Origin of the sequence: Phocaeicola salanitronis DSM 18170, assembly GCF_000190575.1 — a bacterium.
Classification (GTDB): domain Bacteria; phylum Bacteroidota; class Bacteroidia; order Bacteroidales; family Bacteroidaceae; genus Phocaeicola; species Phocaeicola salanitronis.
This window is the reverse complement of sequence record NC_015164.1, coordinates 801,101-816,257: the sequence shown is the minus strand read 5'-3', so window position 1 is coordinate 816,257 and position 15,157 is coordinate 801,101. Positions and strand designations below refer to the sequence as shown.

Sequence of the window (15,157 nt, the reverse complement as noted above, 5' to 3'; positions counted from 1 at the left end):
TTTTCCGTGCGTGCCCCAACCGGAAGGGGTAAAAAAAGACGTCCGGCATCTGTTCTTATGGGAAAGCCGGACGTCTTTTTTTCTCTTCATATATACATTTATTTTATCATGTCGAAACCGCAATATGGGATTAATGCTTTCGGAATGCGGATGCCTTCGGGCGTCTGGTTATTTTCGAGCAAGGCCGCTACGATGCGCGGCAAAGCCAATGCCGAACCGTTCAAAGTGTGGCAGAGTTCGGTTTTCTTATTTGCCGTGCGGTAACGGCATTTCAGGCGGTTCGCCTGATAGGTGTCAAAATTGGATACAGAACTTACCTCCAGCCAGCGTTTCTGTGCTTCCGAATAGACTTCAAAATCATAGCAGATAGCGGCGGTAAAGCTGATGTCTCCTCCGCACAGGCGCAGGATGCGGTACGGGAGTTCCAATTTTTTGAGCAACCCTTCCACGTGGTCTAACATTTCCTGATGCGATTGGCGTGAATGTTCAGGCGTATCAATGCGGACCAATTCTACCTTTGAGAACTCATGCAAGCGGTTCAGGCCACGTACGTCTTTTCCATACGAACCGGCTTCGCGGCGGAAACATTCGGTGTAAGCGCAGTTCTTAATCGGCAATTGTTTTTCATCGAGAATCACATCGCGGTAGATATTTGTAACAGGAACTTCGGCAGTCGGAATCAGATAAAGGTCATCCAAATTGCAATGGTACATTTGTCCTTCCTTATCGGGCAATTGTCCTGTTCCGTATCCTGAAGCGGCGTTTACTACAGTAGGCGGCATAATTTCTTCGTATCCGGCGGCACGTGCTTCGTCCAAGAAGAAGTTGATTAACGCACGTTGCAGGCGTGCGCCTTGTCCGCGGTAAACCGGGAAACCTGCTCCGGTGATTTTCACGCCCAGATCGAAGTCAATCAGGTTGTATTTCTTCGCCAATTCCCAGTGGGGGAGGGCGTCTTTCGGAAGTTCAGTTTCCATTCCTCCCATCTTTACCACAAGGTTATCTTCTGCACTTGCTCCTTCGGGCACTTCATCATAGGGCACATTGGGGATGGTGTACAGCAGGTTTTGCAGGTCTTCTGCGGCTTGGTCCATTTCAGCCTGAAGCCCCTTGCTTGCTTCCTTGATTTCGGCTACACGGGCTTTAGCAGCTTCGGCTTCTTCCTTTTTCCCCTCTTTCATTAATTGGCCGATTGTTTTGGAAGTGGCGTTGACTTCTGCCAGATTATTATCTAATTGCCCTTGTGCTGTGCGGCGTTTGTTATTCAGTTCAATTGCTTTCGCAATCGCTTCTTTCGCGTTGGCGAAATGCTTTTTTTCCAGTCCGCGGATTACCTTTTCGGTATCCTCTGTAATTTGTTTGATTGTAAGCATATCTTTTTTTGTTTTTAAGTTTCGTGCTGCAAAGATATTCTTTTATTGAAACATAAACAATGAATCTTACAAGATACTTTAACGATATCTTAGCAGGCTCTTAATTCGGGATTATCAAAGTCAATGCTTCGGGAGCAATGGTCACCTCGATAGGGAAATGCCGGTCGAACCAAATGCGTCCGTCCAGGCTTATCTCGGCATTTTGCGCCCGTAATATTTTAACCGTACGGGTACGGTAGGGCTTTACGGTTTTATGGTTCAACAAGCGTCCCTGCTGCATCATCCATAAGCCTTGAATCAGTTGGCGGAGTTCCGGGCGATAGATTAACGATACGTCCAGCCAGCCGTTATAGGGTACCGCGCTGGGGGTCAGCCCGTATCCGCGCCCGCTTCCGATGGCTACCGCCATCAGGCGTCCCCGGATATGTTCATCGTTTACTTTCAGGTGCATCCGGTACAGTTTCCGTTCGAATGCCACCAGAAAGAGCGAGGACAGGTACGAGAACAGGGGTATTCCCCAAAAGCGCCGTGTCTCATTGGTGATGATTACGATACGGGCACCTAACCCGATGTAAACGGCATTCAGGAAAAAGCGCTTCACGTGGCTTTTCCCGTTGAAATACCCGAATACGCCTACATCTACCTTCCGCAAACGGCGGTTAATCAAGACATCTACCGCCCCTTTATAATCATCTGAATCCAGTCCCCAATATTTGGCAAAATCATTTCCAATGCCGTTCGGGATAATGCCCAAGGCAATGTCTTGCTTATTTTCGGCGTCCGAGAACATGATGCCGTTTACGGCATCGTTCAATGCCCCGTCTCCTCCTACCACAACAATGGTCCGGTAACCGTTGTTCGCCATGGTGCGCGATAGGCGCTCTACCGAGCCGAAGCCTTCCGATTGTACATAGTCGAACTGGACTTCACGGCTTTCCATGTAGTCCCGAATCTCCTTCCAGCGCTTTTGCGCTTTCCGGCTTCCGGCTTTCGGATTATATATCACACCCCAACGGGTAGGTTCTATTGCCATATCAGTCTGTGTTTAATAAATTCATTATTTTCTCCACCTTTTCTTCCATAGGCGAGGTTGCATCAATCCAATGGATGGCGAATCCGCGTCTTTCCATGCCCCTGAACCATGTCATCTGCCTTTTGGCAAATTGATGGATGGCTATCTCCAGTTGGCGGAACATTTCTTCGTAACTCAATTCTCCTATTATATATAAGGTAAGGAATTTGTATTCCAGTCCGTAATAAATCAAGTCCTCGGGCGCGATGCCTTCTTCCAGCAACCGGCGCACTTCATCCACCATGCCTTCGTCCAGCCTTTGCCTTAACCGGCGGGATATTTTCTCACGCCTCAATTCACGGTCGATACTGACTCCGATAATCAGGCTATGGATGTCCGGAAAATCCCTTGCGTCTACAGGTTGGGTATGGTAATACTCTTCTATTTCTATGGCGCGTATGGCACGTTTTGCCGTATCCACATCCGTAGAGTTGTGCAAGGTCTTATACGAAGCCAATATCTCGGTCAGCTCTGCCAGGGATTTTCCCGCAAGCTTTTCGCGCAACTCGGGATTCTCCGGTACGGGAAGCAGCTTATATCCTTTCAAGACAGATTCCAGGTACATTCCGGTCCCTCCGCATAAGATGGGAAGCATCCCTCGCTTTCGGATGTCATCGTAAGCCCGAAGGAAATCGTGCTGGAATTCGAATACATTGTATTTGGTTCCCGGTTCCGCGATATCAATCAAGTGATAGGGAATCCGATTCCCGCCTGCCGTATAATCCGCCAAATCTTTTCCCGTGCCCAAATCCATCCGGCGGTACACCTGACGGCTGTCCCCGCTAATGATTTCCGTATGCAAGCGGTTGGCAAGTGCCGCCGCCAAGGGAGTCTTTCCCGATGCGGTCGGTCCTAATATTGTAATCAAGTCGTATGCCATTCGCCTGTCCTTTAATTGCTTAGGCTTGCCGAACGCACGCGGCTCAGTGTTTCCGGAGTCATCTGGAGCAAGGAAGCAATATACACCAAGGGGGCACGCTTCAATATTTCCGGATGCATCTGGAACAATTTGTTATACCGTTCGTGAGCCGGCTCGAAACGCAGCGTGTCGGCTTTAATCTGTGATTCTATCAACGAATATTCCAGTATCTTCCGGTATAGCAAGCCGATGGTGACGTATTCTATTGCCAGTTGGTCTATCATGGCTTTGTCTATTTCCCAAACCACGCTTTGCTCCAGCGCCTCTATGATCAGGTGGGCAGGTTCCTGTCGGAAATAGCTTTCCAGGCAAATCACTACGCCTTTCTCGTAAGCGATGTGCTCGGTCATGTCTTTCCCGTATTTGAAGTAGAACTGGCGGAGCAGGCCTTTTTCCACATAACGCATGCATGTGCAGATTTCTCCTTCGTTCAGGATTATTTCTCCTTTTTTATATTTCTTGCAAACCAAAATATCGGCAAGGGCATGCGTGCTTTCTTTGTCCGCCTGCAAATGATAATTGTTTACCATTTGCCTTGCGATGTCAATGCTTGTTGTTACCATATATTGATTTTAACTGGTTCATTTTTAAGTTATTTTACTTTGATGCGGTCGAATCCTTCGCCGAAAACGCCGATTACCGCACTTTGCGATACGAACGCATGGGGGTCGATGTCCTTTATCAGGCGGAAAATCGTGTTCGACTCCCGCTTCTTCGCCAATACGAACATCATTTTCACACCTTTGTTTGTATAGCATCCCACGCCGTCGATGAACGTCACGCCCCGATGCAGGTCCTTGTTGATATGGTGCCCGATTTCTTCGTACTTGCTTGAGATAATGAAGAATTGTACCGACTGGCGTGCGCTATTCACCACCTGGTCGATAACGAAGCTGGTGATGAACAATACCACATAACCATATACCACCCGTTCCCAATCGTGGAGCACCAGGTAACTGGACGAGATGATGATGACATCACACATCAGGATGACCCGCCCCAATGATATGTCGCGGTACTTGTTTACGATAGCCGCAATGATGTCGGTGCCGCCTGTGCTTCCGTTGGCTGAAAAGGCAAGCCCGATTCCTCCGCCGCAAAATGAAGCGCCTAATACACATGCCATAAAGGGTTGGTCGTGTATCAGCCCTTCGCCCGCTATCCGTTGGATTACTTCCAGGAATATGGTCAATACTGCTACAGCCCAGATGGTTTTCACGCAGAACTTGAGCCCTAAAATCTTTAAAGCCAACAGCAACAATATGCCGTTGATTCCCAAGTAGGTGTACTGCACCGGGAATCCCGTTGCCCAATAAATAATGGAGGCGATACCCGGAACGGCTCCCGAAGGAAGATCATTCGGCAGCAAAAACACGGTCCACCCAATCCCGTACATCATCATGCCTAAAGCGATAAACACATAATCCTTTGCTTCCCTCCATACGGGTTGAGTCCTTAAATTCATAATCCGATTCATTTTCCGTTTTTAGTTATTTCAAATTTTCGGAATACAAAAATAGGAAAAAACGATGAAATAAACGAATAATTTGGGGAGGGTAAATAAGAAAAATTCAAAAAAAGGGATCTTTATTTTGCGAACCTATGTCCGAAGGCTGATGGACATAGATTCGATGCCCGTTGAACCTATGTGCCTAAGCCGGCGGATATAGGTGCGTTTGTTATTTCGGAAAATAGTGTTACCTTTGCGCATTGAGTAAGACAAATTATAATAAATATGGTAATCGATTATACGACGCAAGGGACTTGCAGCACGCATATAAAGGTAGAAGTAGAGAACGGAATTGTGAAGAATGCACATTATACGGGAGGATGCAACGGGAATTTGCAGGGGATTTGTGCTTTGGTGAAGGGTATGCCGGTAGAGGAAGTGATTGCCCGGCTGGAAGGCATCCGGTGCGGGGAGAAGCCCACTTCATGTCCCGACCAGCTTTGTAAGGCTCTGCGTTCCATGAAGCCATGAACGTGCTGATACTTAACGCCAGCCCACGCCCGAAGGGAAATATTTCCCGTATGCTGGATGCAATGGAGGAAGAGGCGGCAAGAGCAGGGATGCAGGTTACGTCGGTCCGTGTTTCCGGATTGCGTGTGCGTCCTTGTACGGGATGCATGGCATGCCGTACCAAGCGGGCTTGCGTGTTGCCCGAAGACGATGCCCAACGGGTGCTTCGGCTGATTCAGGCATGTGACGTACTGGTTATCGGCGCGCCTTGTTATTGGGGAAATATGCCTGGCGAACTGAAGGTATTGTTCGACCGTATGGTGTATGGAATGATGGGGGAAAGCACACGAGGCATTCCTCAACCGTTGCACCGGGGAAAACGTGCCATATTGGTGAGTGTCGGCACGACACCTTATCCTTTTAACATTCTTTTCCATCAAACGCGCGGAGTCATCCGGGCATTGAAAGAAATCTTGAAATGGAGTGGCTTTAAAGTGCTTGCTACGATTGAGGCTGGAGGGACTAAGCAGCATCCCGTACGTGAAAAGACCGTAGAGCGTTGCCGAAAAGCCGTCCGGAAATTATAGATGACAGATATGAATAAGAAAATAAACATGCGGCGGCTGGTAAGTTTGTTCTGGGGGATGGTGGGATGCGTTTTTGTGCTCTCGGCATGTGGCGGGAGCGGAAACACGAAATCCGGAATGCCCGAAGGAGGAGATACGTTGAGATTGGCGTATGCGCACTATCTTACGGTTGTGAAGCACAAAGAGTTTACGCAGGTTACAATACGTAATCCATGGGATTCTGCACGCATCTTGCATACTTATTTATTGGTGGACAAGCACAAGCCTTCCCCCCGCGTATTGCCTCAAGGCACGGTGGTGCGCATACCGTTGGAGCGGATGCTGGTGTATTCGGCGGTGCATTGCGGCTTGTTTGACGAGCTGGGCGCGATGGAAGCCGTGGGTGGGGTATGCGACTTGTCCTATATCCGGTTGGAAAAGATACGGCGGCGTGTGCGCGACGGGTTGATAACGGATGCCGGAAGCAGCATGAGCCCAGACATCGAGCGGGTTATTGCCTTGCACCCTGACGGCATCTTGCTTTCTCCTTTCGAAAATGGTTCGTACGGACGTGTCGAAAAATTGGATATCCCGTTGATAGAATGTGCCGATTATATGGAGACCTCAGCTTTAGGGCGTGCGGAGTGGATGCGTTTTTATGGAATGCTGGCAGGGAAGGAGCGTGAAGCGGATTCCTTGTTTGCGGAAGTGGAACGCGGATATCAGGCGTTGTGCGCAATGGCGGACAAAGCGAAAGAAAAGCCTGTGGTGCTGGCGGAGTTGAAGCAAGGGTCGGCATGGTATGTTCCGGGCGGGCGTAGTGTCACGGGACAGATGTATGCCGATGCGGGCGCGCATTATGCCTTTGCTTCCATAGCGGAGAACGGTTCGTCCCCCTTGTCGTTCGAGACCGTGTTCAATCGTGCACGGCATGCGGATTATTGGCTGGTGAAATATAATCAGAAGCATGATAAGACATACGCCGAGTTGGAGCAGGATTACCGTCCGTATACGGGATTCGACGCTTTCCGCAAGCGGAAGATATACGGGTGTAATACAGCAAAGGTGTCTTATTACGAGGAAATACCCTTCCATCCCGAACGTTTATTAAAAGATTTAATCGCAGTATTTCATCCCGATATGTTCCCCGATTATCAGGCAAGGTATTTTACGCCGTTGAGAGAAAGAAATGAAAGCAAATAAGAAATCAGTTTGTATGGTTGCACTGGCGGTGATAGTGCTGGTGCTTATCTTCGCCAACCTTTATTGGGGAGCTGTGTCAATTCCGATGAAGGATGTGACCGCTGTTCTTTTGGGTGATGGCTCCGTGGATTCGGGGTGGAGCTTCATTGTATGGGAGTCGCGTGTGCCTCAATGTGTCACGGCATTGCTTTGCGGAGCGGCGTTGGCGGTGTCGGGATTGATTTTGCAGACCGTTTTCAATAATCCGCTTGCCGACTCTTCTATCTTGGGCATCAGTTCGGGTGCAAGCTTGGGAGTGGCATTGGTGGTGCTGGCAGGTGGAGGAAGCATCGTGGCAGGCCAGTTTGTCCTTTCGGGTTTCCTGTCGGTGGTGGCAGGGGCGTTTGTGGGAGCTATGGCGATAATGTTTGCCGTACTTTTTCTTTCTGCCTTGATTCGTAACAGTATCATGCTGCTTATTGCGGGAATTATGATGGGGTATTTGGCTTCTTCCGCTATTTCCCTGCTCAATTTTTTTGCTACAGATGAAGGGGTGCATTCGTTTGTTATTTGGGGGTTGGGAAGTTTCGGAGGTGTATCCTCTGCCCAGCTTCCGGCTTTTTCTGTGGCGGCACTTCTCGGATTGGCGGCTTCTTTGCTTATGATTAAGCCTCTTAATGCCCTTTTGTTAGGACCTCGTTATGCCGAAAACTTAGGTGTCCGTGTACGGCGCGTGCGGTCATGGTTATTGGTGATAGCTGGACTTCTTACCGCCGTGGCTACGGCCTTTTGCGGTCCCATTTCCTTTATAGGGCTTGCTGTTCCTCATGTGGCTCGTATGTTGCTGGGTACAGCCAATCATCGTTCTTTACTTCCGGTGACTTTATTGGCGGGGTGTGCCGTGGCTTTGCTTTGTAATTTGCTCTGTCTTCTTCCTGCAGAGCGTGGCATCATTCCTCTTAATGCGGTTACTCCCATATTGGGTGCGCCTGTCATCATTTATGTGATTATTCGCCGGCGTACTTTCTTTAAGTGAAGATGATTTGCTTCACAAAAGAAAGATATTCCTTCTTTTTGTAATGAAAATGTAATAAGAATGTTTGTAGAATATAGGGAGTGGAGCCTATTTTGCTTACTTTCTTCTTGAAACAGAAATGAAACACTCATGCAATCTTCTTGAAAAGAATGCCTTTTACTTTTGCAGCGTCAAAATGAAAAAAGGATAAAAGATTGTATGAAAAAAAGAGCTGTTTTGAGTCTGGTTTTGCTGGCATTGGCTGCAGGAGCAAATGCGATGAACCTGAAAGGTAAGATTAAGGATGCAAAAACAGGCGAAGAGATTATCGGAGCCTCGGTAGTGGTGAAAGAAGAGCCTTCAAAAGGAGCCGTAACAGGGTTGGACGGAAGTTTCAGCATTTCGGTAAACCGGCCGACATTTACTATCATCTGTACGTATGTAGGATATAAGACCTACGAGCAGAAGGTGACTTCGAAAGATGTAGACATTGAAATCCCTTTGGCGAGTGATGACATTTTATTGGGTGAGGTGACCGTAGTGGCAACTAATCCCGGACGTACGGAGGCAGGCGCCCGTGCCATTGAACGTAAATCAATGAACGTAGTAAATGTAATGAGCGCGAAAGCCATCGAGCTTTCTCCGGATATCACGGTCGCGAATGTTATCCAGCGAATGTCGGGTGTGACGATTGAGCGTAACAGCAGTGGGGAAGGGCAGTATGCTATCCTGCGCGGTATGGACAAGCGTTACAATTATACCTTGATTAATGGAGTGAAGATTCCAAGTCCCGATAATAAGAACCGTTTCGTCCCTCTTGACATATTCCCTTCTGAGATGCTCGACCGGTTGGAGGTGACCAAATCACTTACTGCCAATATGGAAGGCGACGGTATCGGAGGTGCGGTCAATCTGGTGATGAAAGATGCGCCTACGGAACGTCAGTTCACGGCAAGCATTTCTACCGGTTATAACGCTATGTATTTCGACCGCGATTTCCAGTCGTTCGACCATGGAGCTATTGTGAAGGATTCGCCTTACGAGCGGATGGGCAAGCCTGAATATTTCCGCGCGACTCCCGATGATTTTAATTACGATAATCTTCACATGAAATGGAGCAAGCCGATGCCCGACTTGAATGCAAGCCTTTCGTATGGTGACCGTTTCTTTAATGACCGTTTGGGCGTGATGGTGGCAGGTACATTCTTGAATACGTACCGTGGTAAGGAAAGCCAGATTTTTTATCAGCCGGGGCGGGATAGCGGTAATATTGAATACCGTAACTATTCTTCCCAGCAGACCCGTATCGGTGCACACGTAAAACTGGATTATCACATCAATGAAAACAATAAGCTGACCTGGTATAATGGATACATGGATATGCGTGAAGCGGAAGTGCGCGACCAAAAAGATGATGATGAAGAACATGTACGCATGAAATGGAACCATCAGTACATTATTAATTCTACGCTGAAAGGCGAACATGGGTTTCTGGACAATCATGCCTTGCGCTTGAATTGGTCGGCGGTAGCATCGAAAGCGTATAATGAAACTCCCGATAATGCAGAAGTAGGTTTGCTGGATGGCGGAAATCGTGTAGCGGTAAACGATGCGTTGGTTCGCCGCTGGGAACACAATTCCGACCGTGACTTTGCCGGATACCTTGACTTAATGTATAAACTGAATCTTTCGAACGGCTCATCATTTGACTTTTCAATCGGAGGTATGTATCGCGACAAGAAGCGTGACAGCTATTTCAATGAATATAAGTTTAGAACAACAAACGGTGATCCTCAGATAAAAGGAGAAGATTGGAATAATTTTGATGAAATCGTTTTCTCGGATGTAAGCAGCCGTAATATTAGCGGAGCCTTGAATTATGATGCAACCGAAAAGATTGGCGCCGGATACGGAATGGTAAAATATACATGGAGCAAGTGGGAATTGATTGCGGGTGTGCGTGTAGAACATACCAATCAAGGATATTTGCTGAAGTTCCCCACCGAGAACGCAGACCCTGAAGGCAACCAGAAATATACGGATGTATTGCCCAGTTTCCATGCCAAATACAATGTGCACGAAAATGCCAATCTGCGTTTCTCATACGCCCGTGCCATCAATCGTCCGAGTTTCTTCGAAATTGTGCCTTATACAATTTTTAATGAGGACTTTGATGAAAAAGGTAATCCGGATTTGAAGCATACGGTAGCTGACAATGTAGACTTGCGTTATGAATTTTTCCCGAAATCGTCTGAGCAGTTTATGGTTGGTCTGTTCTACAAACATTTGAAAGACCCGATTGAAACCGGTTTGTTGAATATGGGACAAAATACTTATTACGTGCCGATGAACTTTGGTGATGCAGACAATATGGGTGTAGAGGTAGACGTTATGAAATATTTCAATTGGTTCGGTATCAAAGCAAATTATACGTACACTCATTCTAAAATTACAACCGATAAACGTATTATGGAAGGTACGGAAGTGAAGACCGTCCGCCAGTCGCGTCCGTTGTATGGCCAGGCAGGTCATGTGGCAAATCTTTCCTTGCTTTTCAAGAGTACGAAATACGGTTGGGAAGGTCAGATAGCCGGAAGTTACACGGGCAAGCGCTTGAGTGAAGTTTCTAACTATTTTGATGACGATATTTGGGAAGACGGGTATTTCCAATTGGACGCATCGGTAGAGAAAAGTTTCAAGTGTGGCGTGAGTGTATTTGCCAAGGCTTCTAACTTGTTGGATATTCCATTGCTCCGTTATACCCATAAAGGTCCTCATACAGACGGTGTGACGAATTTCGAACGCAAGAACGGGAACCTGATAGAGCGTAAGGAATGGCACGGACAAACCATTATGCTGGGCGTGAGATATAAATTGTAAGAAAGCAAAACAAAACATATTGACTAACAAACACTTTTAATTATGAATTTAAAGAAGTATTTATTCGTAGGTGCAGCTTTGATGAGCGTATCATTCTTCGCTGCTTGTAGTGATGACGAGAACGAACCGCAGAATCCTCCTGTAGAAGAACCGGATGAACCGAATGGCGATGATCCGGAAGGTCCTGTAAGTCTGGAAGACCAATGGAACAATACCAATACGGTGACTTGGCCGGCTGATACAATCATCAATTTGACCGAACACTACACAGTACCCGAAGGCAAGACTTTGATTATCAAGGAAGGCGTGCAGATCATCGCCAGCACAGAAGGCGTAGGTGCGAACTTGCTTCCGGTAGAGTTTACTGTAAACGGAAACTTGTATTGTGAAGGTACGGAAGAAAAACCCATCCTGTTCTCTATTCCTGAAGCGGAACGTACCGAAGCTAACGTATTTGCCGGAAAATGGGGAGGCATTGTAGCTGGTACTACTTGTGAAGAAATGTTGATAGACCATACCATTATCGAATATACCGGTGGTGATGTGCTGGAAGGTGCTCCAGCAGCCCAGGCTGGTTATTATGAAGCAGGTGATGACGCTTATCCGCAGATAACTACCAACAACGTGAACGGTAACTATGTCATTACAAACTCCATTCTGCGCAACGGCGTTTCTGACGCGATTTACATGATGGGTGGTAATGCCATTATCATGAACAACTTGTTTATAGCAAACGGCGAAACGGGTGAAGAAGCCGTTAACGTGAAATCGGGTTGCCAGGTAGATGTAGTTGGTAATGTAATGTTTGCCCCGAATACCAATGCACTGAAACTGTCAAGCTCTGACCAAAGCGATGTACGTCCGCAAGCTAAGATTCAGGCTTACAACAATACCATCATCAATGCAGGCTGGCGTCGTGACAGCGATAAGGGCGGTGGCATCTATGCTGAGGAAAATGTTTCGGTACACGTTTACAACAACCTGCTGGTGAACTGTAAGTTCCGTGCTATGACTCCGGGACTGGACAACCTGCACAATATTGAAGGTGGTTACGATGAAGCTAACTCTACCATTGATTACAACTATTACGCTTCAGGAAGCCAGGAAGTAGATCCGAGCTATGTTTACGAACAAGACATCAATTATTCATGGGAAGGCTACAACTATGACCACGAAGACTATGATACCGAAAGAGTCGACCTGAACAGTGTGATTGCTACTCAAGGTGACAGCAAAGATCCGCAGTTTGCAAATTTCGATATCAATACTACGTCGCTGACAAGCTATACTTACGATGACAGCTGGGATTTCCACCTGACTGCAAGTTCTCCGGCATTGGAAGGCGCATATAGTGCAAATGCTTCGGATATGGCACCTTTGTTCGGCACGACTGGTCTGACTGTAAACGGCGAGACTTATACGACTCCTGCTCCCCAACCTTATTTCGGTGCGTATGGTGCAGAGTAATCTGAACGCGGTATCTCTGATACAACTCTGATACATTCTTTTTTCCTAAGAAGTCCGGGACTGGAAAGCGTCCAGTATCCCGGACTTTGTTTATGAAATCAGCAGGGTTTCAGTTTTAATTCAGAATTGCCTCCTAATTTTGTCACATAATTATTAATCAACATTTATCTTTAAGCAAATGAAATCAATGAAGAAAATAGGAATCTCTTTATTCCTGGTAATGGCGGCTGTAGTCGCTTTCGCGCAAGATGCGGCAACGTGGAAATCTTTGGAAAAACCGCTTAATTTTTATTTGGCAAACGACCTTGGGCGCAACGGTTATTATGACCAGAAGCCGATAGCCGAACTGATGGGTAAAATGGCAGAAACGATTGATATCGAATTTGTAGTAGCTGCCGGTGACGTGCATCATTTCGAGGGGGTGCGCAGTGTGCAAGACCCTTTGTGGATGACCAATTACGAACTGATATACAGCCATCCCGATTTGATGTTGCCCTGGTATCCCATTTTAGGGAATCATGAGTATCGGGGCAATACGCAGGCGGTGTTGGATTATAGCAATGTCAGCGCACGGTGGGAGATGCCGGCACGCTATTATACAAAGGTGATGGAGGAAGACGGGGCGACTATCCGCTTGGTGATGATTGATACGCCGCCTTTGCTTGACAAATACCGTGAAGATACCGAGAAATATCCCGATGCAGGCAAACAAGATATGGACAAGCAGCTGGCATGGCTGGATTCGGTATTGACTTCGGCTAAAGAAGACTGGGTAATGGTGGTAGGCCATCACCCCATCTATGCCGATACCGATAAGAACGATAGCGAACGGACGGACATGCAGAAGCGGGTAGACTCTATTTTGCGCAAGCACGGCAATGTAGACATGTACGTATGTGGCCATATCCATAACTTCCAGCACATCCGTAAGACGGACAGCAAGATTGACTATGTGGTGAACACTTCCGGCTCGTTGGCACGCGAAGTGAAACCGGTAGACGGCACGCAGTTCTGCAGCGGTGCGACAGGTTTCTCGCTCATTACGGTAGACAAACACGAGCTTTGCCTACACATGATGGACAAGAACGGGAAAGTGCTCCATACGGTTCGCCGTACGAAATAAGACATTGTGATATAATAAGTTCCTATGTTTGTAAAGTGCTAGCGAAAGATGGCACATTACAAACATAGGAACTAAGAAAGCGGATTAATGCAGATTGGAAGGATTTGTGTTAATCTGCTTTTTTATTGCCTGTAATGTGATTTTCGATTATCTTTGCGGTATCGACCAAAAGGAATAAGACAATGGATGAAGTAAAAACAAAAAGCAAGGTTTATTATACCGATTTCCGGTGCAAGCCTGATGAAGGTCCTGCTGACAAGCTGAAAAGGCTGATAAAGGCAGCAGGTATGAATACAATAGATATGGACGGAAAGTTTGTCGCTATCAAGATGCATTTCGGCGAACTGGGGAACTTGAGTTTCCTTCGTCCGAACTACGCGCGGGCTGTAGTGGATATGGTGAAACAATGTGGCGGGAAGCCATTCCTTACCGATTGCAATACATTGTATCCGGGCAGCCGCAAGAATGCCATTGAGCATCTGTATTGTGCATGGGAGAATGGCTTTACGCCTTTGACCGTAGGCTGTCCGGTGATTATCGGCGATGGCCTGAAAGGAACGGATGACATTGCGGTGCCTGTGGCTGGAGGTGAATATGTAAAAGAAGCGAGAATCGGCCGTGCCGTAATGGATGCCGATATTTTTATTTCACTCACTCATTTCAAAGGGCATGAGATGACCGGATTCGGAGGCGCAATAAAGAATATCGGTATGGGATGCGGGTCGAGAGCCGGAAAGAAAGACCAGCACTGCAACGGAAAGCCTGTTATCAATCAGGATGCATGCAGGGGATGTAAGAGGTGCATGCGCGAATGTGCGAATGACGGTCTTGTTTTTGACGAAGGGCGAAAGAAGATGTCCATCAACCAAGACAACTGTGTAGGTTGCGGACGCTGCATCGGGGCATGTAATTTTGATGCAATCGGCTTTGCCCAAGATGCGGCAATCAAAGAGCTGAATTGCCGGATGGCTGAATATACGAAAGCCGTAGTTTATGGCAGGCCAAACTTCCATATCTCGTTGGTATGCGATGTCTCGCCGACTTGTGATTGCCATTCGGGGAATGACACTCCGATTATACCCGATGTGGGCATGTTCGCATCTTTCGACCCGTTGGCTTTAGACCAGGCATGTGTAGACGCTTGTTTGAAACAGACTCCTTTGCCCGATAGCCAGTTGGCGGATGAAATGGCAAGTCCTCATTTTCATGACCATCATGACCATTTCGACAATACCAATCCGAACACGGAATATAAAACGTGTTTGGCTCATGCTGAAAAAATCGGGTTGGGAAACCGTGATTATGAATTGGTACGTGTAAGATAAAGCCTAAAGTATTTTTAATTGGAATTCATAGTTCCCTGATATCTGCATTCTCCTAAGGGTTTGCAAAAGCAATGCGAATACCTTTTCGGTAGGTGACAACCTGCAAGCAACAGGAGTAGGTTTTATGTCCCCGGTAGCAAGGATGTATATCCTCGCATCGGAGGACATAAAAATAATTTGTCTGCCCACATAAATTCTATACTCCTCAATGGCAAACTTATTTCCGTAAATCTGTATAAAGAATATACCTCTTTGAAATCAAGAGAGTTAGAAGA

Annotated in this window: 13 protein-coding genes; 8 read left to right on the top strand and 5 right to left on the bottom strand. The window is 47.1% G+C overall.

Going from position 1 to position 15,157, the window contains the following annotated elements:
• Positions 1-98 precede the first annotated feature (98 nt).
• The 5 genes from serS to BACSA_RS03750 all read right to left on the bottom strand — a co-directional run bounded on the left by serS (position 99) and on the right by BACSA_RS03750 (position 4,841).
• A complete protein-coding gene (gene serS, locus BACSA_RS03770; protein WP_013616793.1) occupies positions 99-1,373 on the bottom strand; it encodes a serine--tRNA ligase in 1,275 nt (424 codons plus the stop codon).
• A 100-nt stretch (positions 1,374-1,473) separates the two neighbouring features.
• A complete protein-coding gene (locus tag BACSA_RS03765) occupies positions 1,474-2,406 on the bottom strand; it encodes a diacylglycerol/lipid kinase family protein (protein WP_013616792.1) in 933 nt (310 codons plus the stop codon).
• 1 nt (position 2,407) lies between these two features.
• Positions 2,408-3,325 (bottom strand): tRNA (adenosine(37)-N6)-dimethylallyltransferase MiaA, encoded by a 918-nt coding sequence (gene miaA, locus BACSA_RS03760; RefSeq protein WP_013616791.1) that lies wholly within the window; start codon positions 3,323-3,325, stop codon positions 2,408-2,410.
• A gap of 11 nt (positions 3,326-3,336) precedes the next feature.
• Positions 3,337-3,927: a Crp/Fnr family transcriptional regulator gene (locus tag BACSA_RS03755; RefSeq protein ID WP_013616790.1), complete on the bottom strand. Its 591-nt coding sequence runs from the start codon at positions 3,925-3,927 to the stop codon at positions 3,337-3,339.
• Positions 3,928-3,956: 29 nt separating this feature from the next.
• Positions 3,957-4,841 (bottom strand): YitT family protein, encoded by an 885-nt coding sequence (locus tag BACSA_RS03750; RefSeq protein WP_013616789.1) that lies wholly within the window; start codon positions 4,839-4,841, stop codon positions 3,957-3,959.
• A gap of 258 nt (positions 4,842-5,099) precedes the next feature.
• On the opposite strand from BACSA_RS03750, the gene BACSA_RS03745 reads away from it, so the two are divergent.
• From BACSA_RS03745 to BACSA_RS03710, 8 genes are all read left to right on the top strand, one after another.
• Entirely contained in the window at positions 5,100-5,345 is a 246-nt protein-coding gene (locus BACSA_RS03745) for a TIGR03905 family TSCPD domain-containing protein (RefSeq protein WP_013616788.1), read from the top strand.
• Positions 5,342-5,911: a flavodoxin family protein gene (locus tag BACSA_RS03740; protein ID WP_013616787.1), complete on the top strand. Its 570-nt coding sequence runs from the start codon at positions 5,342-5,344 to the stop codon at positions 5,909-5,911. The genes BACSA_RS03745 and BACSA_RS03740 overlap by 4 nt, the downstream gene beginning before the upstream one ends.
• Before the next feature lie 27 nt (positions 5,912-5,938).
• Positions 5,939-7,093 (top strand): ABC transporter substrate-binding protein, encoded by a 1,155-nt coding sequence (locus BACSA_RS03735; protein WP_013616786.1) that lies wholly within the window; start codon positions 5,939-5,941, stop codon positions 7,091-7,093.
• A 13-nt stretch (positions 7,094-7,106) separates the two neighbouring features.
• A complete protein-coding gene (locus BACSA_RS03730) occupies positions 7,107-8,108 on the top strand; it encodes an iron ABC transporter permease (RefSeq protein WP_013616785.1) in 1,002 nt (333 codons plus the stop codon).
• A 198-nt stretch (positions 8,109-8,306) separates the two neighbouring features.
• The gene (locus BACSA_RS03725) at positions 8,307-10,967 is read left to right on the top strand and encodes a TonB-dependent receptor (protein WP_013616784.1); all 2,661 of its coding nucleotides are present in this window, start codon (positions 8,307-8,309) and stop codon (positions 10,965-10,967) included.
• Positions 10,968-11,009: 42 nt separating this feature from the next.
• Positions 11,010-12,434 carry a right-handed parallel beta-helix repeat-containing protein gene (locus BACSA_RS03720; protein WP_013616783.1) on the top strand — a complete coding sequence of 475 codons (1,425 nt, stop codon included), beginning with the start codon at positions 11,010-11,012 and terminating at the stop codon, positions 12,432-12,434.
• Positions 12,435-12,654: 220 nt separating this feature from the next.
• On the top strand, positions 12,655-13,557 hold the full coding sequence (locus tag BACSA_RS03715; protein ID WP_245546620.1) for a metallophosphoesterase: 903 nt from the start codon (positions 12,655-12,657) through the stop codon (positions 13,555-13,557).
• A 182-nt stretch (positions 13,558-13,739) separates the two neighbouring features.
• A complete protein-coding gene (locus BACSA_RS03710) occupies positions 13,740-14,882 on the top strand; it encodes a DUF362 domain-containing protein (RefSeq protein ID WP_013616781.1) in 1,143 nt (380 codons plus the stop codon).
• Positions 14,883-15,157: the final 275 nt, after the last annotated feature.